The organism is Micromonospora chaiyaphumensis, assembly GCF_900091435.1.
Taxonomy (GTDB): domain Bacteria; phylum Actinomycetota; class Actinomycetes; order Mycobacteriales; family Micromonosporaceae; genus Micromonospora; species Micromonospora chaiyaphumensis.
The window spans coordinates 180,006-200,348 of the sequence record NZ_FMCS01000005.1 but is presented as its reverse complement, the minus strand read 5'-3'; the positions used below and the strand labels follow the sequence as shown (position 1 = coordinate 200,348).

Below are 20,343 nucleotides of genomic sequence, written 5' to 3'. Positions count from 1 at the left end.
GGGATGGGTCTGGTGCTGCACCCCACCCGGGACGTCTCCGAGGTGGTCGGGATCATCGAGCGGTGGGCGTCGCGCCATCGCAAGACGCTGCTGGTCCGGGCCGAGGACGAGCACCGGGTGCCGTCCGGCGTCGAGCCGGTCCCCGCCGACGAGCTGGCCGAGCGCGCCGACGCCCTGATCAGCATCGGCGGTGACGGCACCATGCTGGGCGCCCTGCGCATGGCGGTGCGGGACCCGAAGCCGGTGCTCGGCGTACACCTGGGCCGGCTCGGTTTCCTCGTCGAGGTCGAGCCGCCGGACCTGCCGGAGGCGCTGAGCCGGCTGGTTTCGAAGGACTTCACCGTCGAGTCGCACGCCTGCCTCGCCTGCGACGTGTGCGGCGACGACGTGGTGGCCTTCAACGACATCGCGCTGGTGCGCCAGCCCGGCTCCGGGTTCGTCACCGCCACCCTGGCCGTCGACGGCCAGCGGTACGGCTACTACCGCTGCGACGCGCTGGTGGTCAGCACGCCGACCGGCTCGACCGCGTACAGCTACGCGGCGGGCGGGCCGCTGATCTCGCCCGCGGCGGACGCCGTGGTGGTGACCCCGTCGTCGCCGATGGCGGGCATCTCCCGGGCGGTGGTGCTCGCCCCGTCGGAGAGCATCCGGCTGGACCTCCGGCCGCAGACGGCGGCGGTGGCCGTCGAGATGGACGGGCTGGTGATCAAGGAGGCGGCGACCGAGGGCGCGGTGGAGATCCGCTACCGGCGGGACGCCGGCCGGGTGGTCCGCTTCGACCCGCAGCGCTACCAGGAGCGCAACCAGTTGAAGCTGAGCCTGCTCGACCTGCCCTTCCTGCCCGACCAGCTCCGCGAGCTGCTGCCCGAGGAGCTGCGGCGCGAGCGCGACCAGCGGGAGCTGGAACCGCCCTGCTGACCGGCGGGTCAGGCCTTGCTGAGCACCTCGGAGACCAGCGCCCGCGCCTCCTCCTGGATCCGGGTGAGGTGCTCCGGGCCCTGGAACGACTCGGCGTAGATCTTGTAGACGTCCTCCGTGCCGGACGGCCGGGCCGCGAACCAGCCGGACGCCGTGCTCACCTTGAGCCCGCCGATCGGCGCGCCGTTGCCGGGCGCCGTGGTCAGCGTCGCGGTGATCGGCTCGCCGGCCAGTTCGGTCGCGGTGACCTGCTCGGGCGACAGCTTGGCCAGCACCGCCTTCTCCTCCCGGCTGGCCGGGGCGTCGATGCGGGCGTACGCGGGCGCGCCGAAGCGCTCGGCCAGCTCGGCCCAGTGCTCGCTCGGCGTCCTCCCGGTGGTGGCGACGATCTCGGAGGCGAGCAGGCAGAGCAGGATGCCGTCCTTGTCGGTGGTCCAGGTGCCGCCGTCGCGGCGCAGGAAGGAGGCGCCGGCGCTCTCCTCGCCGCCGAAGCCGACCGCCCCGTCGAGCAGGCCGGGCACGAACCACTTGAAGCCGACCGGCACCTCCAGCAGCGGCCGGCCCAGGTCGGCGGCGACCCGGTCGATCATCGAGGAGGAGACAAGGGTCTTGCCGACGGCCGCCGCCGGCCCCCACTGCTCCCGGGTGCGGAAGAGGTGGCGGATGGCCACGGCCAGGTAGTGGTTGGGGTTCATGAGGCCGCCGTCGGGCGTGACGATGCCGTGCCGGTCGGCGTCGGCGTCGTTGCCCGTGGAGATCTGGAACCGCTCGCGGGCCGCGATCAGGGAGGCCATGGCGTTCGGCGAGGAGCAGTCCATCCGGATCTTGCCGTCGCCGTCGAGGGTCATGAACCGCCAGGTCGGGTCGACCGTCGGGTTGATCACCGCGAGGTCGAGGCGGTGCCGTTCGGCGATCTCGCCCCAGTACGCCACGCTCGCCCCGCCCATCGGGTCGGCGCCGATGCGCACCCCGGCGTCCCGGATCGCGTCGATGTCCAGCGCGGCGGGCAGGTCGTCGACGTAGCGGGCGAGGAAGTCGTAGTCCCCGGTGGTGTCGGCGGCGCGCGCCCGCGCGTACGGGATGCGCTTCACCTCCTTGAGCCCGGCGGCGAGGATGCTGTTCGCGCGGTCCTGGATCCACTTCGTGACGTCGCTGTCGGCCGGCCCGCCGTGGGTGGGGTTGTACTTGAAGCCGCCGTCGTCCGGCGGGTTGTGCGACGGGGTGATCACGATGCCGTCGGCGAGCCCGGCGGTGCGCCCGCGGTTGTGGGTGAGGACGGCGTGCGACAGCGCCGGGGTGGGGGTGTAGCCGTCGCGGCTGTCCACCAGCACGGTGACGTCGTTGGCCGCGAGCACCTCCAACGCGCTGGCCTCGGCCGGCGCGGAGAGCGCGTGGGTGTCCCGGGCCAGGAAGAGCGGGCCGTCGAGCCCCTGCTCCCGCCGGTAGTCGCAGAGCGCCTGGGTGACGGCGAGGATGTGGTCCTCGTTGAAGGCGTTGCGGAGGCTCGACCCGCGGTGCCCGGACGTGCCGAAGGAGACCTGCTGCGCCGGGTCGCTCGGATCCGGGTGCCCGGCGTAGTAGGCGGTGACCAGCCGGGGCACGTCGACGAGGTCGGCGGGCTCGGCGGGCTGGCCGGCACGGGGGTGGGCCACGGTGGGAACCTCCTGAGCTGGTGCGGGTGGATCAGGCCTCGACGCGCTGGCCCTTGCCGATGACGACGATGCCGTTGTCGGAGACGGTGTACCGCTGGCGGTCCTTCTCCAGGTCGACGCCGATCTCGGCGCCCTCCGGAACGTAGACGTTCTTGTCCAGGATGGCCCGCCGGACCACGGCGTGCCGGCCGATCTCGACACCCTCCATGAGCACGGCGCCGTCGACGTGCGCCCAGGAGTGCACCTTCACCTTCGGCGAGACGATCGAGTTCTCCACCAGCGAGCCCGAGATCACCGCGCCCGGCGAGACCATCGAGCCGACCGCCCGGCCGACCCGCTCGCCCCACTGGTGGACGAACTTCGCCGGCGGGTACGGCGGCTGCATGCTGTAGATCGGCCAGTCAAAGTTGTAGAGGTTGAACACCGGGTGCACGTTGATGAGGTCCATGTGGGCGTCGTAGAAGGAGTCGAGCGTCCCCACGTCGCGCCAGTAGCCGCGGTCCCGGTCGGTGCTGCCCGGCACCTCGTTGTCCTTGAAGTCGTAGACGTTGGCCTCGCCCCGCTCGACCAGCATCGGGATGATGCTGCCGCCCATGTCGTGCTTGCTGGTCTTGTCCTCGGCGTCGCGCTCGACGGCCTCGCAGAGCGCCTTCGTGCTGAAGACGTAGTTGCCCATCGAGGCGTAGATCTGGTCGGGGGCGTCGGGCAGCCCCACCGCGTCGGTGGGCTTCTCGCGGAACGCCCGGATCCGCCGGCCGTCCTCGCCGACCTCGATGACGCCGAACTGGTCGGCCATCGACAGCGGCTGACGGATGCCGGCGACCGTGACGGCGGCGCCGGAGGCGATGTGGTCCTCCACCATCTGCCGCGGGTCCATCCGGTAGATGTGGTCGGCGCCGAAGACGATCACGTGATCGGGCTGCTCGTCGTTGATGAGGTTGAAGCTCTGGTAGATCGCGTCGGCCGAGCCGGCGAACCACCACGGGCCGCGGCGCTGCTGCGCCGGCACCGGGGTGACGTAGTTGCCGAGCATCGTCGACATCCGCCAGGTCTGGGTGATGTGGCGGTCCAGCGAGTGGGACTTGTACTGGGTCAGCACGACGATCTTCAGATAGCCGGCGTTCGCCAGGTTGGAGAGGACGAAGTCGACCATGCGGTACATCCCGCCGAAGGGGACGGCCGGCTTCGCCCGGTCGGTGGTGAGGGGCATCAGGCGCTTGCCCTCCCCGCCGGCAAGGACGATCGCGAGCACCTTGGCAGCCATGCTCAGACGCTATCCATACCGCACCGACTTCACCACTCGTACGGGCACGTTTCCGCACCCGGTGCGGGGCGCGAAAGCGCGCTAGGGTGCCGGGCATGAGCGATTCCGCACGGCTGCGCGTCGACCTGCTGACCCGGGAGTACCCGCCGGAGGTCTACGGCGGGGCCGGGGTGCACGTCGAGTACCTGGCGCGCGAGTTGCGCCGCCTCGCCGACGTGCGCGTGCACTGCTTCGGCGGGCCCCGCGACGAGCCCGGCGTCACCGCGTACGCCGAGCCGGCGGCGCTGGCCGGCGCGAACCCCGCGCTGCGCACCATGGGCGTCGACCTGGAGATGGCCGCCGGCACGGCCGGCACCGGCGTGGTGCACAGCCACACCTGGTACGCCAACCTGGCCGGGCACACCGCGAAGCTGCTGCACGGGGTGCCGCACGTGGTGACCGCGCACAGCCTGGAGCCGCTGCGCCCCTGGAAGGCCGAGCAGCTCGGCGGCGGATACGCGCTCTCGTCGTGGTGCGAGCGGGTCGCGTTCGAGGCCGCCGACACGGTCATCGCGGTGAGCGAGGGGATGCGGCGCGACGTGCTGACCGCGTACCCGGAGGTCAACCCGGACCGGGTGCGGGTCGTCTACAACGGCATCGACACCGTGCAGTACGCCCCGGACACCGGCACCGACGTGGTGGACCGGCTCGGCATCGACCCGGCCCGCCCCAGCGTGGTCTACGTCGGCCGGATCACCCGGCAGAAGGGCCTGCCGTACCTGCTGCGCGCGGCCCGGGAGCTGCCCGCCGACACCCAGCTCGTGCTGCTGGCCGGCGCTCCCGACACCCCGGAGATCGCCGCCGAGGTGGAGGGCCTGGTCGCCGAGCTGCGGGCCGGCCGCTCGGGCGTGATCTGGATCGCCGAGATGCTGCCCAAGCACGAGGTGATCCAGGTGCTCACCCACGCCACGATCTTCGTCTGCCCGTCCGTCTACGAGCCGATGGGCATCGTCAACCTGGAGGCGATGGCCTGCGAGACGGCCGTGGTGGCCACCGCCACCGGCGGCATCCCCGAGGTGGTCGCCGACGGCGAGACCGGGCTGCTGGTCCCCATCGAGCAGGCCGGCGACGGCAGCGGCCGGCCGCTGGACCCGGAGCGCTTCGTGGCCGACCTGGCGGCGACCATCAACGACCTGCTGGCCGACGAGAAGCGGGCGGAGGAGTTCGGTCTCGCCGGCCGCCGCCGAGCCGTCGAACACTTCTCCTGGGACACCATGGCGCAGCGGACGCTGGAGGTGTACCGGTCGGTGGGCGCCGCCGGCTGACTTGAGCGCGAAGCGATCTCGGGCAGTAGGTTGAACCGGTGACTGGACGGTTCCCGATCGAAGACGTCTCCCCCGTCGTCGCCTGCGGTCGCTACCCGGCCAAGGCGGTGGTCGGCGAGATCGTGCCCGTGTCGGCCCGCGCCTACCGCGAGGGCCACGACGCGCTCGGGTGCAACGTGGTCTGGCTCGGCCCGGACGGCGCCGCCCGCCCGTTCACCCGGATGCGCCCCGGCGAGCCCGGCCAGGACCGCTGGCACGCCACCATCCGCCCCGACGCGGTGGGCACCTGGCGGTTCACCGTCGAGGCGTTCCAGGACCCGTACCTGACCTGGCAGAACGCCGTCACCAAGAAGGTCGCGGCCGGCCAGGGCCCGGCCGAGCTGGCCAACGACCTGGCCGAGGGCGCCCGGGTGCTGGAGGCCGCCCTCGACCTCGTGCCGGCCGCCGACCAGCAGCGGGTCCGGGCGGCGGTGACCGCGCTGCGCGACGACGACGCCGAGCTGCCCCGGCGGGTCGGCCCGGCGCTCGACCTGGCCCCGCTGCTCTGGGACCACCCGGTGCGCGAGCTGGTCACCACCGGCGACGAGCACACCCTCTGGGTCGACCGGCCGCGGGCGCTCTTCTCCGCCTGGTACGAGTTCTTCCCCCGTTCCGAGGGCGCGATTCCGGCCACCGTCGACGCGCCCGCCCGGTCCGGCACCTTCGTCACCGCCCTGGAACGCCTGCCCGGCGTCGCCGCCATGGGCTTCGACGTGCTCTACCTGCCGCCGATCCACCCCATCGGCCGGGTCAACCGCAAGGGCCCCAACAACGCGCTCACCGCCGGGCCGGACGACGTCGGCTCGCCGTGGGCCATCGGCGCGGCCGAGGGCGGCCACGACGCCATCCACCCCGACCTGGGTACGCCGGACGACTTCCGCGACTTCGTCGCCGCGGCCGCCGAGCAGGGCCTCGAGGTCGCCATGGACCTGGCGTTGCAGTGCGCCCCCGACCACCCGTGGGTGACCGAGCACCCGGAGTGGTTCACCACCCGGGCCGACGGCAGCATCGCGTACGCCGAGAACCCGCCGAAGAAGTACCAGGACATCTACCCGCTGAACTTCGACAACGACCCGGAGGGCATCCGGGCGGAGATCCTGCGGGTGGTGCTGCACTGGGTCGGCGAGGGGATCCGGATCTTCCGCGTCGACAACCCGCACACCAAGCCGTTCGACTTCTGGCACTGGCTCATCTGGGAGGTCAAGAAGGTCGACCCGGACGTGCTCTTCCTCGCCGAGGCGTTCACCCGCCCGGCGATCATGCACGGCCTCGGAAAGATCGGCTTCACCCAGTCGTACACCTATTTCACCTGGCGCACGTCGGCGGCCGAGATGCGGGAGTACTGCACGGAGCTGGTCGCGGCGGCCGACTACATGCGACCCAACTTCTGGCCCAACACCCCGGACATCCTGCACGAGTCACTGCAGCACGGCGGCCCGCCGATGTTCAAGATCCGGGCGGTGCTGGCCGCGCTGCTCTCCCCCTCCTGGGGCATGTACGCCGGCTACGAGCTGTTCGAGCACGTCGCCCGCCCCGGCGCCGAGGAGTACCTGGACAACGAGAAGTACGAGTTGCGCCCCCGGGACTGGGCCGGCGCGCAGGAGCACGGCCGCTCGCTGGCCCCGTTCATCGCCACGCTCAACCGGGTCCGCCGGGACAACCCCGCCCTGCACCGGCTGCGCAACCTGCGCTTCCACGACATCGACAACCCGGCCCTGCTCTGCTGGTCCAAGCACGACCCGGACACCGGCAACACGGTGATCGTGGTCTGCTCGTTCGACTCCCGCGCCGTGCAGTGGGGCAACACCACGCTGGACATGCCGGCGCTCGGCTTCGACTGGCACGAGCGGTTCACCGTGCACGACGAGCTGACCGGCGCCGACTACGACTGGGGGCAGCGCAACGCGGTGCGGCTCGACCCGTACCTGCAACCCGCGCACGTGTTCACGGTGCGGCGGCCCGCCGCGCCGCCCGAGCCCGAAGCCGCGCCGCCGGCCCCCGCGGCGGCCGACCTGACCGTCGAAGACGTACCCGCCGACCTCTCCGGCGGCACCGCCCCGACCGCACCGGCCGCGAAGGACGACGCACGATGGAGCAGCTGATCGCCGGCCAGGCCCACGACCCGCACGCCGTGCTCGGCGCGCACCCCGCCGGTGGGCGCACCACCATCCGCACCCTGCGCCGGGGCGCGGCCGACGTGACCGTGCTCGCCGGCGACGAGCGGCACCCCATGAAGCGGGTGCACGACGCGGGCGTCTTCGAGGCCGTGCTGCCCGGCGAGGTGCTCGACTACCGGGTCGACGTCGACGGCGCGGTGCACGACGACCCCTACCGTTACCCGCCCACCCTCGGCGAGCTGGACCTGCACCTCATCGGCGAGGGGCGGCACGAGCGGCTCTGGGAGGCGCTCGGCGCCCGGGTGTTCGACGAGGGCGTCGCCTTCACCGTCTGGGCGCCCAACGCGCGCGGCGTGCGGGTGGTCGGCGACTTCACCGGCTGGGGGCCCGACGACGGCTGGCCGATGCGCTCGCTCGGCTCCAGCGGGGTGTGGGAGATCTTCGTGCCCGGCGCCGCCGTCGGCAGCCGGTACAAGTACCGGATCCTCGGCGCCGACGGGCACTGGCGGGACAAGGCCGACCCGCTCGCGGCCCGCACCGAGGTGCCGCCGGCCACGGCCTCCGTGGTGCACCATTCCCGGTACGCCTGGGGCGACGGCGACTGGCTCACCCGCCGAGCCCGGCGGCAGCCGCACCAGGAGCCCATGAGCGTCTACGAGGTGCACCTCGGCTCGTGGCGCCCCGGCCTGGGCTACCGGGAACTGGCGGAGCAGCTCACCGCGTACGTCACCGAACTCGGCTTCACCCACGTCGAGTTCCTGCCCGTGATGGAGCACCCGTTCGGCGGCTCCTGGGGCTACCAGGTCACCGGCTACTACGCCCCCACCGCCCGGTTCGGCGACCCCGACGAGTTCCGTCACCTGGTCGACCGGCTGCACCAGGCCGGCATCGGGGTGATCCTCGACTGGGTGCCGGCGCACTTCCCCAAGGACGAGTGGGCCCTCGCCCGCTTCGACGGCACCCCGCTCTACGAGCACCCCGACCCGCGTCGCGGCGAGCACCCCGACTGGGGCACGTACGTCTTCGACTTCGGCCGCCGCGAGGTGCGCAACTTCCTGGTCGCCAACGCCCTCTACTGGCTGGACGAGTTCCACGTCGACGGGCTGCGGGTCGACGCGGTCGCCTCGATGCTCTACCTGGACTACTCCCGCCAGGAGGGGCAGTGGGCGCCCAACGTGCACGGTGGCCGGGAGAACCTGGAGGCCATCGCGCTGCTCCAGGAGGTCAACGCCACCGTCTACAAGCACCACCCCGGGGTGCTGATGGTCGCCGAGGAGTCCACCGCCTGGCCGGGCGTCACCCGCCCGACCGCCGAGGGCGGGCTGGGCTTCGGCTTCAAGTGGAACATGGGCTGGATGCACGACACCCTGCTCTACACCTCCAAGGACCCGATCTACCGGCAGCACCACCACCATCAGCTCACCTTCTCCCTGGCGTACGCCTGGAGCGAGAACTACGTGCTGCCGATCAGCCACGACGAGGTGGTGCACGGCAAGGGTTCCCTCGCCGGCAAGATGCCCGGCGACACGTGGCAGCGGCTCGCCAACGTGCGGGCGCTGCTCGCGTACATGTGGGCGCACCCCGGCAAGCAGCTGCTCTTCATGGGCTGTGAACTCGCCGACGACCGCGAGTGGAGCGAGGAGCGCGGCCTCGACTGGTACCTGCTGCACGACCCGGCGCGCGCCGGCGTGCAGCGCCTCGTCGGCGACCTGAACCGGGTCTACCGGGAGACCCCGGCGCTCTGGGCGCAGGACACCGACCCCGCCGGCTTCCGCTGGATCGCCGGGGACGACGTCGCCAACAACACCGTCTCGTTCATCCGGATCGCCCCCGACGGCCAGACCCTGGTCTGCGTGGCCAACTTCTCCGCGCTGCCGCTCGAGGGCTACCGGGTCGGCCTGCCTGCCGGCGGCACCTGGACCGAGCTGCTCAACACCGACGCCCACCACTACGGCGGGTCGGGGGTGGGCAACCTCGGGTCGGTACGCGCCGAGAGCGTGCCGTGGCACGGCATGCCGGCGTCGGCGGCCCTGCGCGTGCCGCCGCTGGGCGTCCTCTGGCTCCGCCCCGCCTGAGCCGGCGGCACCGCTGGTCGGTGCGCGGTGCTCGGCGCGGTGCTCGGTGCTCAGTGCTCGGTGCTCGGTGCCTGGTGCTCGGTGCTCGGTGCTCGGTGCTCGTGCCGGATCTTGGCGAGTTGCCGTTCGTGGCCGACGGTAACCCGCCAAGATCTCTCGACATCGCGCCCGAGATGCACAGTGAGTAACGCCGTCCCCCGCAATCCCTACGCTGAGTGGAGAAATTGCGCGGTCCCGCCCCCGCGCTGAACGGACGGGCGTCACCCTCCGTACCGCTGAACGGTTGCCGGACACCGTGACGGACGAGGCGGAGGAGCTTCGATGGCGTGGAGCAGAGGCACAACCGGGCGACGCGGAACGGGGCACCCGTCCCGGAACCGGAAGATCGCCGCCGGCGTCGCGCTGGCGCTGACCGCCGGGACGGCGTTCGCGGTCGCGACCGGGGTCGGTCAGGCCGCGGAGAACTGCCAGGGCCTGGACACCGCCCTGCGCAACAACCTGACCTTCATCGCCGACCAGCGCCGCAACCCGGACGCCAACTCGGTGGCCCGGATCGCCAACCGGCAGGCCGTGGTCGACCTCATCCAGCAGCGCCGGGCCGCGGCCGGCTGCACCGGCACGGTCGAGGTGGCCGGGGCGGCCTGCCCCGAGGTGCCGTGGGAGCAGGCGATGGCCACCCAGCTCGACCGGGCCTGGGCGGTCACCGGCCAGATGACCGGCGAACGCTCCGGCCAGCTCGTCGACCCGCAGGTGACCGAGGCGCGGGTGAAACGGCTCGCCGGTTTGTTCGGCGGCGTTCGCGGCATCGTGCAGGGCGCTCAGGACGCACAGGCCGGTAAGTCCGGCGCTGCCGGTGGTTCGGCCGGCGGGGCTGGGGCGCCCGGTGCCGCGGCCGGCGGAGCCGACCAGGCCGGTGGGGCTGCCGAGGCCGGTGGCCAGGCCGGAGGAGCCGGTAAGGCCGGTGGAGCCGACGAGGCCGGCGGCCAGGCCGGAGGAGCCGGTAAGGCCGGTGGAGCCGGCAAGGGCGGTGGAGCCGGCAAGGGCGGTAGCCAGGCTGGTGGAGCCGGTGGCGCGGCTGGCGCTGCGGCGGGTGGCGCGGAACGGGCCGCTGCCGTCATCAGCGCGATCAGCGGACTACTCGGGCAGATCGCCAACATCGTGCAGGCCGCGCTGGAGGGCCAGCAGGCGGGCGGCAGCGAGCAGGCCGGCGGCGCGCAGGATGACCAGCAGGCGGGCGACGAACAGGCCGGCGACGAGCAACAGGACGGCGACGCCCAGGATGAGCAGCAGGCCGGCGACGACCAGCAGGCCGGTGACGGACAGGCCGGTGACGGACAGGCCGGTGACGGACAGGCCGGTGATGCCTCGGGCGGCGAGCAGGATGCCGGTGGCCAAGAGGGCGCGGACCAGCAGGGCGCGGCCGGGCAGGACGAGGATCAGGCGGCGAACGGTCAGCAGGGCGCGGACGGGCAGCAGGCCGGGAACGCCGGAGCGCGGGTCGCGGAGCGGCTCCAGCAGATCCGGGCGCGCATCCAGCAACTGCGGGCGATCGTCCAGCAGATCCGCGCCGCCCGCCAGGCCGCCGACGACCAGCGCGGCCCGGGCCAGAACGCCGGCCAGGGCCGGGGCAAGGGCGTGGGCCAGGGTCAGGACGCCGAGCAGGCGGGCGGCGGACAGGACGCCGGCTCGGGCATGAACCAGGCGGATCAGGACCAGGGCACGAACCAGGCCGGCCAGGGCATGGATCAGGAAAACCAGGGCCAGGGGAACCAGGGCCAGGGCAAGGGCCAGAGCAACGGCCGGGGCCAGGCCGGCCAGAAGCAGGGCATGAACCAGGCGGGCCAGAATCAGGGCCAGGCGTACATGGTGGCCGACCCGAGCGTGCCGGGCTGCGCCCCGGGCGACCCCGGCCAGGACGCCGGCGCCGGGAGCGCCGGCGCCGACCAGCAGGACGGCTCGGAAGCAACCGGCATGACCCCCGACCCGGCCAAGGAAGGCACGGCCCAACCCACCACCAACTAACCCAGCCGCTCGCCCACCGCGACAAACCCGTCGTCATCCCCGATCGATCATGAAGTTGGCGGCACCAGAGGAGATCAACTTCGCCGCCAACTTCATGATCGACGGCGGAGAGCGGGATCGACGGCGGAGAGCGGGATCGACGGCGGAGAGCGGGATCGACGGCGGAGAGCGGGATCGACGGCGGGGAGCGGGATCGACGGCGGGGAGGGGTCCCGCAGGGCAGCGGGGAAGGCGAGGGTCAGACCAGGCCGGCTTCGCGGAGGAGTTTCCAGAGGCCGGCGCCGTCGGGGGCGGCCAGCCACTTCTGGCCCACCGGGCCGGCGGACGGGCGGCCCGCGGGCGTGGGCAGGCTGCCCGCGAGGACCGACTGGGTGGGCGAGAGCCGGCGGATCGCCACCCCGGCCACGTTGTCCGGGTGGGCGGCGGCGAACTCGCGGTAGATCTCCTGGTCGTGCTGCCCGTCGTCGCCGATGAGCAGCCAGCGGACGTCGGGGAACTCCCGCGCCAGCCGGGCCAGGGTGGCCCGCTTGTGCTCCCGGCCGCTGCGGAACCAGCGGTCGGCGGTCGGCCCCCAGTCGGTGAGCAGCAGCGGCCCGGCCGGGTAGAGGTGCCGGGACAGGAACCGGGTCAGCGTGGGCGCGACGTTCCAGGCGCCGGTGGAGAGGTAGAAGACGGGTGCGCCGGGGTGGGCGGTGACCAGCCGCTCGTACAGCACCGCCATGCCGGGGACGGCGGCCCGGGCGTGCTCGTCGAGGACGAAGGTGTTCCACGCGGCGAGCAGCGGCCGGGGCAGCGCGGTCACCATGACCGTGTCGTCGATGTCGGAGAGGATGCCGAAGCGGACCTCCGGGTCGAGGATGCGGACCAGCGCCTCCACCGGCTCGGCGTCGGGCACGCTGAGGCGTACGCAGCCCCAGCCCGGGGTGAAGTCGGCCTTGATGACGGTGTCCACGAAGCCGCTGCGGTCCGCGGTCGTCTCCTGGCTGACGCCGCCGGCCTCGATGGTGACCTTCGCGTACTTGGCCGGCAGGGTGGTGAAGCTGCGCCAGCCCCGGACCTTCTCCAGCCGGCCGCGCTGCCGGGTGTCGGGGCGGCCGAGCAGCACCCGGCAGAGGACCCGCGCCCAGCCCGGGGCGCCGTACCCGGCGTACGCGATGATGTTGATCTGCCACCCGGTGCGCCGCAGCCGCCGCGCCACCAGGTTGTGCAGGGCATCCTCGATCCGCGCGGCGTGGTGCAACTGCGGCACGGCCAGTTGGTCCGGTGGTGTGGGTGGCACGCTGTCACCCTGCCACAACCCGGGCAGGCCGGCCACGCGAGTGGTCTGCGCCGATCCACCCCGCCGCCCGGCGCCCCCGTGACAGACTGCGGTCGAGGCGACGACGGGGGCGTTGGTCGTGTCGACACCAGAGCGGGACCCGGGACGGTGGCGTCCGGCGCTGGACCGGCCGGCGCTGGTGGCGCTGGTGCTCGGCGTCGCCGGGGTCGGCTACCGGCTGGTGCTGACGCTGCTCACCCTGCCCACCTCGAACAGCGACGAGGCCACGTTCGGGCTGGCGGCCCTGCACATCGCCACCGGGGACGAGCGGCCGGTCTTCCTCTACGGCCAGCGCTACATGGGCGTGCTGGAGTCCTACCTGGCGGCCCCGCTGGTCGGCTGGGCGGGGGCGAGCTGGCCGCTGCTGCGGCTGCCGCTGCTGGCGCTGTTCGCGGTGTTCCTGTGGCTGGCGTACCGGTTGACCCGCCGGCTCTTCTCGCCCTGGCTGGCCACCCTCGTGGTGGGCCTGCTGGCGCTCGGCTCCGAACGGGTCGTCCGCGACCAGCTCACCGTGGTCGGTGGCCGGCCGGAGGTGAAACCGGCGGTGCTGGCCATGCTGCTGGTCGCGGTCGCCCTCGGCGAGCGCCGGGTCCGGCACCGCTGGCTGGCCACCGGACTGTTCGGGCTGCTGGCCGGGCTGGCGCTCTGGTCGGACTGGCTGATCGTGCCCTACCTGGCGGTGGCCGGGCTGGTGCTGGTGTGGGCCGCGCCCCGGGACCTGGTGGGCTGGCCGGGGGTGCTGCTGGCGGCGGGCTTCCTGGTCGGGGTCGCGCCGGTGATCAAGGACAACCTGGTCGCCCCGGACGGGCAGGACTCGCTGTCGGTGTTCCGGGAGATCAGCACCAAGGACGGCGCGACGCCGTCGGTGTCGGAGCGGCTGCACGGCGGGCTGCTGGAGGGGGTGCCACTGGCCTCCGGGCTCTGCCCCATGGACGGCTGTGCCCGCTGGGCCGAGTGGTTCGGGCTGCTCTACCCGGTGCTGCTGGTGGCCGCCGCCGTGCTCGGGCTTGTCGCGTTCCGCCGGGCCGGCGACCCGGCCGCGCGGGTCCGGGCCGTGGCGATCCTCGCCCTGGTCGTCGGCGCGGCGTTGACCCTGCTGGCGTACGTGCGCAGCCCGCTGGCCGCGACCGATCCGCTGGGCAACTCCCGGTACCTGTCGGTGCTCCAGATCTCGCTGCCGGTGGTGCTCTGGCCGCTGTGGCGGGCGGCCGCGTACGCGGTGCGGGCCACGGCGGGCGGGGTGGCGCGGGCGGGCGGCGCGCTGGCCGCGCTGGTGCTGGCCGCGCTGGTGGCCGCCACGCTGGCCGGCACGGTGGCGTTCGTGGCGGACGCCCCGGCGCTGCGGGCCGAGGAGCGCCAGGCCCGGGCGCTGGCCGACGCGGTGCGCCGGGCCGGCCTGCGCGAGGTGTACGGGGACTACTGGACCTGCAACCGGCTGATCTTCAACACCGACGAGGCGGTGGTCTGCGGGGTGCTCGACGGTGACCTGAGCCCCGGGCAGAACCGCTACCCGGCGTACTGGAAGCGGGTGGGGCGGGCGGCCCGGCCCGGGTACGTGGTGGCCGTCGGCTCGTCGGCCGAGCGGGCGCTGCGCCGGCTGCTCGGCGACCGGGCCGACGCCGCGGTGGTGGCCGAGGTCGGCGGCTATCGGGTGTACCACCCGGATGCCGCCGTGCGGCCGTGGCGCTGAACCCGCGCCGTACGCTGTGCCGATGCTCATCCTGCTGCCCCCGTCGGAGGGGAAGGCCGAGGCCGGCACCGGCCGGCGGCTGGACCTGTCGAAGCTCTCCCTGCCGGAGCTGAACCCGGCGCGGGAGGCGGTGCTGGCCGCCCTCGTCGACCTGTGCGCCGGCCCGGACGAGGCGGCGGCCCGCGACGCGCTGGGCCTGAGCGAGGGTCAGCGCGGCGAGCTGCGGCGCAACGCGCGGCTGCGGGCGGCGGCCACCGCACCGGCCGGGCGGATCTACACGGGTGTGCTCTACGAGGCCCTCGACCTGGCCACGTTGCCGCCGGCGGCGGAGCGGCTGGCCCGCCGCTCGGTGCTGATCAGCTCGGGCCTCTGGGGCGCGGTACGCCTCACCGACCGGATCCCGCCCTACCGCTGCCCGGTCGGGGCGCGGCTGCCGGGGATCGGGGCGCTGGGGGCGTACTGGCGCCGGTCGCTGGCGGAGGCCATGGCGACGGCCGCCGGAAGCGGCCCGGTGCTGGACCTGCGCTCCGGCGCGTACGCGGCCACGTGGACGCCGCGCGGGACGGTCGCCGAGCGCACCGTGACGGTGCGGGTGCTGCACGAGCGTGCGGTGGACGGGGTGCCGACCCGGTCGGTGGTCAGCCACTTCAACAAGGCCACGAAGGGCCGGCTGGTCCGCGACCTGCTCACCGCCGGCGCCCGCCCGCGTACCGCCGACGCGCTGGTGGCGGCGCTGCGCGAGCTGAAGTACGCCGTCGAGGAGCAGCCGCGGGTGGCCGGCCGGCCCCGGCAGCTCGACGTGGTGGTCACCGAACTCTGAGCGCCCGTTGCCGCAAATTTTGCTCAAGGCTCGGTCGCAGCGGTTTCGCGGCGCGGACGCCGGGGGTCACGGTTAGGGAGCCCCGCCGACCGACCAAGGAGCTGTTCCGATGGCCCCCGAGTCCGCCACCCTGCTCGACCGGCCCCGCCGGTCGTCGCCGCCCCCGCCGCTGGACTGGCTCACCCTGGCCGACGCCTTCGAGGTCGCCTGCCTGCTGCGCTGCACCCCGCCGCCGGCCGCCGACGCCCGTCGGGGCGACGCCGGGACGTACCGGGGCGGGATCGCCGAGTTCAACCGCCAGGACACGGCGCACCGGATGCGGCAGCTGCTGCAGCGGCTGGACGTGCCGGTGGAGCACGAGCTGACCACGGGCGGCCTGCGCCGCCGGTACGAGCTGCACCGGCTGTCGGTGCCCCGGGAGCACCGGTCGGCGTACGCGGCGATGCTGGAGGCCGGCTGGCGGCAGGGGCGCCGCGAGCTGCTCGGCGGGCCGTTCCCCGGCGCCTCCACGGCCCGCCGGGTGTGGCGGCCCCGGCTGGCGGCCGCGGCGTGGCGGGCGGCGCTGCTGGCCGGCGGGCGGCACGTGCGGCGGCACAGCCTGGGCATCCGGCTGGCCGACCGGGACCTGGCCGCGGTGCTGGTCCGGAGCGCGGCGCTGCTGGAGGTTCCCGCGGTGCTCCGGCCCGGCTCGGGCTGCTTCCTGGTGAGCGTGGCCAACGGCGCGCACCGGGCGCGGATCACCGAGAGCGCGGCGCTGGCCCCGGCGGCGGCCTGCTGACCCCACCCCTCCACGGCGCCATCCGGCCTGCCCCCCGGTCACGGCGGCGCCGCGATACGCGGCCGGGCTTGCGCGGCGGGTGCTCCGCAGCGCAGAGTGCAGCCCGTGAGCCGACACTGGTCTGTGCGCGGCCGGCGCCGGACCGCGGCCCCGCTGGCGCTCCTGCTGCTGCTCGTGGCCGGCCTGGCCGGTTGCCGGGACGAGCCCGCCGGGTCGGTGCCGATCCGGATCGCCACGGGCAGCCCCACGGCGGTCTACCACGCCTTCGGTCAGTCGCTGGCCGCCCTGCTCAACCGCGAGCTGCCCGGCGTGCAGGCCAGCGTGGTGGTCACCGCGGCGTCCGCGCAGAACGTCCGGCTGGTCGGCTCGGGCGAGGCGGAGCTGGGCTTCACCCAGGCCGACGTGCTGCCGCCCCACACGCCGGAGCACCCCGCGGTGCTCGCCGTGGCCCGGGTCTACGACGACCTGCTGCACCTGGTCACCACCGCCGGCGGCCCGGTGCGCACCCTCGCCGACCTGCGGGGCCGGCGCGTGTCGGTGGGCGCGGACGGCTCCGGCACCGAGGTCACCGCCCGGCGGCTGCTGGCCGTGGCCCAGCTCGGTGCTCAGGTACGCCAGGAGCACCTGGGCCTGGACGACTCGGTGGCGGCGCTGCGCGCCGGCCGGATCGACGCCTTCTTCTTCTCCGGCGGCCTGCCGGTACGCGGTGTCGCGGAGCTGGCCGGCAGCACCTCGGTGCGGATGGTCGACCTGGGCGACTGGACCGAGCCGCTGCGCCGCGGGTACGGGGAGGTCTACGTCACGCGGGACATTCCCCGCTCGGTCTACGGGGCGGACCCCGTCAGCACGGTGGCGAACCCGAACTACCTGATCGCCCGCGCCGACCTGCCGGCGGCGCTGGTGCGCGAGGTGACCCGGCTGCTGATGGAACGCCGGGAGGAGCTGGCCGCCGCGCATCCCGCGGCCGGCCGGATGAGCCCCCGCGCGGCGATCGTCACCACCCCGCTGCCGCTGCACCCCGGCGCGGCCGACTGGTACCGGGCCACCAAGCCCTGAGGCGCGCTCAGCGGCGCCCGGCCTCGGAGCCGACCGGCTCGACCGGGTCGTCGCCGAGCGCCCCGGCGGACCCGTCCGGCTCGGGCAGGTCGTCGTCCGGGGCCGGGAACCACAGCTCGGCGACCAGCCCGCGCGGGTCGCCCTGACGCATGGTCAGCCGGCCGTCGGAGGCGTCGACGAGCACCGCCACGATGGTCAGCCCGAGGCCGGCGCCGTCCACGTTCTGCACGTCCGGGGCCCGCCAGAACCGCTCGGTGGCCTGGTCGAGCTGGCTGGCCGTCATGCCGGGGCCGGTGTCCCGCACCTCCAGGGTGATCCCGCCGTCGGCCGGCCGCACGGTCACCGTCACCGCTCCCCCGGCGCCGCTGAACTTGACCGCGTTGTCGATCAGCGCGTCGAGCGCCTGGTCGATCGCGGTCGGCACGGTCCGGGCGTACGCGGGGGACCCGGTGCCGCGAAGCGCGAGGGTGACCGACCGGTGCCGGGCCAGCGGCAGCCACGCCGCGACCCGCGAGGCGGCGGTCGCGGCGGCGTCCACGGTGACCCGCTGGTTCTCCTCCCGCTCGGCGCGGGCCAGGGTGAGCAGCGCGTCGAGCACGGTGGCCAGGCGGTCGGTCTCCTCCAGCGCCAGGCGGTGCTCGGCCTGGCCGTCGGCGTCGGTCAGGCTCGGCCCCAGCTCCTCCACCCGCAGCCGCAGCGCGGTCAGCGGGTTGCGCAGCTGGTGGCTGGCGTGCGCGACGAACGCCCGCTGCCGGTCCATCACGTCGGAGACCGCGTCGGCCATGTCGTTGAAGCTGGTCGCCAGCCGGCGCAGCTCGGGCGGGCCGAGCCGGGGACGGACCCGGGCCCGCCGGTGTCCCCCGGCGATCTCGTGGGTGACCGCGTCCAGCTCGGTGACCGGGCGCAGCACCCAGCCGGCCAGCCCGAACGCGGTGGAGACGCAGGCGAGCACCGCGAACAGGCCGATGCCCGCGAGCAGCAGCCACCAGGCCGTGACGGTGCGGCGCACCTTGGTGGCCGGGGTCGTGGTGACCACGGCGCCGAGCACCTCGCCGCCGTCGTTGATCGGGACCGCCACCACCAGCGGCCCGTCCACCCAGGGGCGGACCGCGTCCGGCCGGCTGAACTGCTGCCCGGCCAGCGCGGTGTCCAGCGCCAGGTCGGTGCCCGCGCCGACCGCCCAGCGGGTCGAGGCGACCACGGTCCGGCGGTCCCGGTCCACCACCGCCGCGCCGACGCCGTAGAGGTCGTCGTAGGCGGCCAGTTCCGCGTCCAGCGGGCCGGGGGTGCCGCCGCGCAGCGCCGGGCCGGCCAGCGAGGCGAACCGGGTGGCGTCGGCGAGCCGGTCGGCACGGACCCGCTCGGTCTCCCGGGTGGCCAGGGTGGCCGCCAGCGGGGTCTCCAGGGCGAGCAGCACGAGCACCATCAGCAGCAGGTAGCTGATCACCAGTCGGCGGCGCACATCCGGCTCCTCACTCGCCGCGGAGCCGGTAGCCGACCCCGCGGACGGTCTCCACCAGCGTCGGGTCGCCGAGCTTGCCGCGCAGCGAGCCGACGTGCACCTCCACCGTGTGCCGGTCTGCCCAGGTGGTGCCCCAGACGTCGAGCAGGATCCGGTCCCGCGGCACGGCGACCCCGGGCTGACGGGCCAGGGAGAGCAGGATGTCGAACTCCTTGCGGGTGAGCGCCACCGGCCGGCCGGCCACCGTGACCGTCCGGCCGCCCACGTCGATGCGGACGGGCCCGGCCTCGATGAGGGTGCGCTCCGGCGCGGTGTGCGCGGCCCGGCGCAGCACCGCCTCGATCCGCGCCTGCAGCTCGACCATCGAGAACGGCTTGACCACGTAGTCGTCGGCGCCCAGCCGCAGCCCGAGAACCCGGTCGCGTTCCTCGCCCCGGGCGGTCACCGCGATGATGCCGAGCTGGCTGCTGCGCCGGCGCAGCTCCCGGCACAGGTCGGTGCCGTCCCCGTCGGGCAGGGTCAGGTCGAGCAGCACCAGGTCGCAGGGCGCGGCGGAGAGCGCGGCCCCGACGGTGGCGGCGTGCTCCACCTCGTATCCACGCCGGGTGAGCGCGGACGACAGGGCGGCGGCCACCCGACGATCGTCCTCGACCAGGAGGATCCGCACCCGTGCCTCCATCCGCTCGACGTGCTGCCCTGCGAATGGTGGCAGACGGGGCGGCGGGACGGGAGGGCCGGTGGCGGGTCGGGCCTCTAGGCTGCGATGGTGATCTACAAGATTCTGGCCGACAGCGAGTGGGAGCAGGCGCGGGCGGCCGGGCGGTTCACCGGCACCGCCATGGACCGCCAGGACGGCTACATCCACCTGTCCGCGGCGGACCAGGTGGTGGAGACGGCCCGCCGGGTCTTCGGCGGGGCCACCGGCCTCACCGTGCTGGCGGTGGACGAGGCGCGGCTCGGCGACGCCCTGCGCTGGGAGGTGTCCCGGGGCGGCGCGCTCTTCCCGCACCTCTACGCGGCGCTGCCGGTCGACGCGGTGGTGGCCGCGCACCCGCTGCCCGCCGACCGACCCGCCGCCGACGCGGTGGCCGAACTGGTGGCCTGACGGCTCGCTATGCTCGTCGAGCCCGCGCGCCGGCTCCGGGAGCCCGGCGCGACCGGGTGGTCCTGGCCCGGCCGGGGCGCGCGCGGCGGTCCGCCGGCGCGGCCGTCCGGCACCGACGGCGCGACGACGCGCCCTGCGACGATGCGAGTTGACATGACTGACACCAACGACCGGTCCGCCTCCGTCTTCGTGCACCCGACGGCCGACGTGGAGCCCGGCGCCGAGGTCGGCGACGGCACCAAGGTCTGGCACCTGGCCCACATCCGGTCGAGCGCGCACGTCGGCGCCGGCTGCGTGATCGGCCGCAACGTGTACGTCGACGCGCACGTCACCGTCGGCGACCGGGTGAAGATCCAGAACAACGTGTCGGTCTACCAGGGCGTGACCATCGAGGACGAGGTCTTCGTCGGTCCCTGCGCGGTGTTCACCAACGACTTCCGCCCGCGTGCCCAGAACCCGGACTGGACCATCACCCCGACCATGGTCCGCCGGGGCGCCTCGATCGGGGCCAACGCCACCCTGGTCTGCGGCATCGAGGTGGGCGAGTACGCGATGATCGCCGCCGGCTCGGTGGTGACCCGGGACGTCAAGCCGTACCAGCTGGTGGCCGGCAACCCGGCCCGGCCCAAGGGCTGGGTCGACGAGAAGGGCGAGGTCGTCTCCCGGGACGTCGACAACCCGCCGCACCAGGGCTGAGCACGCGGCGGGGGCGACGACCGGACC

The 20,343-nt window shown here is 74.3% G+C and carries 16 protein-coding genes; 11 read left to right on the top strand and 5 right to left on the bottom strand.

Translation table 11 applies throughout. The features are described 5' to 3' along the window. Positions 1-3: 3 nt before the first annotated feature. Positions 4-918, top strand: a complete 915-nt coding sequence (locus GA0070214_RS15490) for an NAD(+)/NADH kinase (protein ID WP_091263390.1) — start codon at positions 4-6, stop codon at positions 916-918. An 8-nt stretch (positions 919-926) separates the two neighbouring features. On the opposite strand, the gene pgm is transcribed toward GA0070214_RS15490, so the two are convergent. Next, complete coding sequence (gene pgm, locus GA0070214_RS15485; protein WP_091263388.1) at positions 927-2,570, bottom strand: phosphoglucomutase (alpha-D-glucose-1,6-bisphosphate-dependent); 1,644 nt, start codon at positions 2,568-2,570, stop codon at positions 927-929. A 31-nt stretch (positions 2,571-2,601) separates the two neighbouring features. Further along, positions 2,602-3,834 carry a glucose-1-phosphate adenylyltransferase gene (glgC, locus tag GA0070214_RS15480; RefSeq protein WP_091263386.1) on the bottom strand — a complete coding sequence of 411 codons (1,233 nt, stop codon included), beginning with the start codon at positions 3,832-3,834 and terminating at the stop codon, positions 2,602-2,604. 95 nt (positions 3,835-3,929) lie between these two features. Between glgC and glgA the strand changes: the two genes are divergently transcribed. The 4 genes from glgA to GA0070214_RS15460 all read left to right on the top strand — a co-directional run bounded on the left by glgA (position 3,930) and on the right by GA0070214_RS15460 (position 11,391). Further along, positions 3,930-5,138 (top strand): glycogen synthase, encoded by a 1,209-nt coding sequence (gene glgA / locus GA0070214_RS15475; RefSeq protein WP_091263383.1) that lies wholly within the window; start codon positions 3,930-3,932, stop codon positions 5,136-5,138. Positions 5,139-5,176: 38 nt separating this feature from the next. After that, positions 5,177-7,279: an alpha-1,4-glucan--maltose-1-phosphate maltosyltransferase gene (locus tag GA0070214_RS15470; RefSeq protein ID WP_091263381.1), complete on the top strand. Its 2,103-nt coding sequence runs from the start codon at positions 5,177-5,179 to the stop codon at positions 7,277-7,279. Continuing rightward, positions 7,267-9,369 carry a 1,4-alpha-glucan branching protein GlgB gene (glgB, locus tag GA0070214_RS15465; protein ID WP_091263379.1) on the top strand — a complete coding sequence of 701 codons (2,103 nt, stop codon included), beginning with the start codon at positions 7,267-7,269 and terminating at the stop codon, positions 9,367-9,369. The genes GA0070214_RS15470 and glgB overlap by 13 nt, the downstream gene beginning before the upstream one ends. 321 nt (positions 9,370-9,690) lie before the next feature. Then, the gene (locus GA0070214_RS15460; protein ID WP_091263377.1) at positions 9,691-11,391 is read left to right on the top strand and encodes a putative sodium/potassium/calcium exchanger; all 1,701 of its coding nucleotides are present in this window, start codon (positions 9,691-9,693) and stop codon (positions 11,389-11,391) included. 238 nt (positions 11,392-11,629) lie between these two features. Here the strand turns inward: GA0070214_RS15460 and GA0070214_RS15455 are convergent, their stop codons facing one another. After that, positions 11,630-12,670, bottom strand: a complete 1,041-nt coding sequence (locus tag GA0070214_RS15455; RefSeq protein WP_244167724.1) for an App1 family protein — start codon at positions 12,668-12,670, stop codon at positions 11,630-11,632. A gap of 118 nt (positions 12,671-12,788) precedes the next feature. Here GA0070214_RS15455 and GA0070214_RS15450 point away from each other — a divergent pair, with 118 nt between their 5' ends. From GA0070214_RS15450 to GA0070214_RS15435, 4 genes are all read left to right on the top strand, one after another. Further along, on the top strand, positions 12,789-14,399 hold the full coding sequence (locus GA0070214_RS15450; RefSeq protein WP_091263964.1) for a hypothetical protein: 1,611 nt from the start codon (positions 12,789-12,791) through the stop codon (positions 14,397-14,399). Positions 14,400-14,421: 22 nt separating this feature from the next. After that, entirely contained in the window at positions 14,422-15,219 is a 798-nt protein-coding gene (gene yaaA / locus GA0070214_RS15445; RefSeq protein WP_091263961.1) for a peroxide stress protein YaaA, read from the top strand. A 109-nt stretch (positions 15,220-15,328) separates the two neighbouring features. Then, positions 15,329-15,997, top strand: coding sequence for a hypothetical protein (locus GA0070214_RS15440; RefSeq protein ID WP_091263373.1), 669 nt, complete (start codon positions 15,329-15,331; stop codon positions 15,995-15,997). Positions 15,998-16,102: 105 nt separating this feature from the next. Then, a complete protein-coding gene (locus GA0070214_RS15435; protein WP_091263957.1) occupies positions 16,103-17,053 on the top strand; it encodes a TAXI family TRAP transporter solute-binding subunit in 951 nt (316 codons plus the stop codon). 7 nt (positions 17,054-17,060) lie between these two features. Here GA0070214_RS15435 and GA0070214_RS15430 read toward each other — a convergent pair whose 3' ends face one another. Further along, positions 17,061-18,515 carry a sensor histidine kinase gene (locus GA0070214_RS15430; protein ID WP_091263371.1) on the bottom strand — a complete coding sequence of 485 codons (1,455 nt, stop codon included), beginning with the start codon at positions 18,513-18,515 and terminating at the stop codon, positions 17,061-17,063. A 10-nt stretch (positions 18,516-18,525) separates the two neighbouring features. Further along, positions 18,526-19,194, bottom strand: coding sequence for a response regulator transcription factor (locus GA0070214_RS15425; protein WP_208602791.1), 669 nt, complete (start codon positions 19,192-19,194; stop codon positions 18,526-18,528). 87 nt (positions 19,195-19,281) lie between these two features. On the opposite strand from GA0070214_RS15425, the gene GA0070214_RS15420 reads away from it, so the two are divergent. Both GA0070214_RS15420 and GA0070214_RS15415 read left to right on the top strand, forming a co-directional pair. After that, complete coding sequence (locus tag GA0070214_RS15420; RefSeq protein ID WP_091263950.1) at positions 19,282-19,620, top strand: DUF952 domain-containing protein; 339 nt, start codon at positions 19,282-19,284, stop codon at positions 19,618-19,620. 153 nt (positions 19,621-19,773) lie between these two features. Then, positions 19,774-20,316, top strand: coding sequence for an acyltransferase (locus GA0070214_RS15415; protein WP_091263369.1), 543 nt, complete (start codon positions 19,774-19,776; stop codon positions 20,314-20,316). Positions 20,317-20,343: the final 27 nt, after the last annotated feature.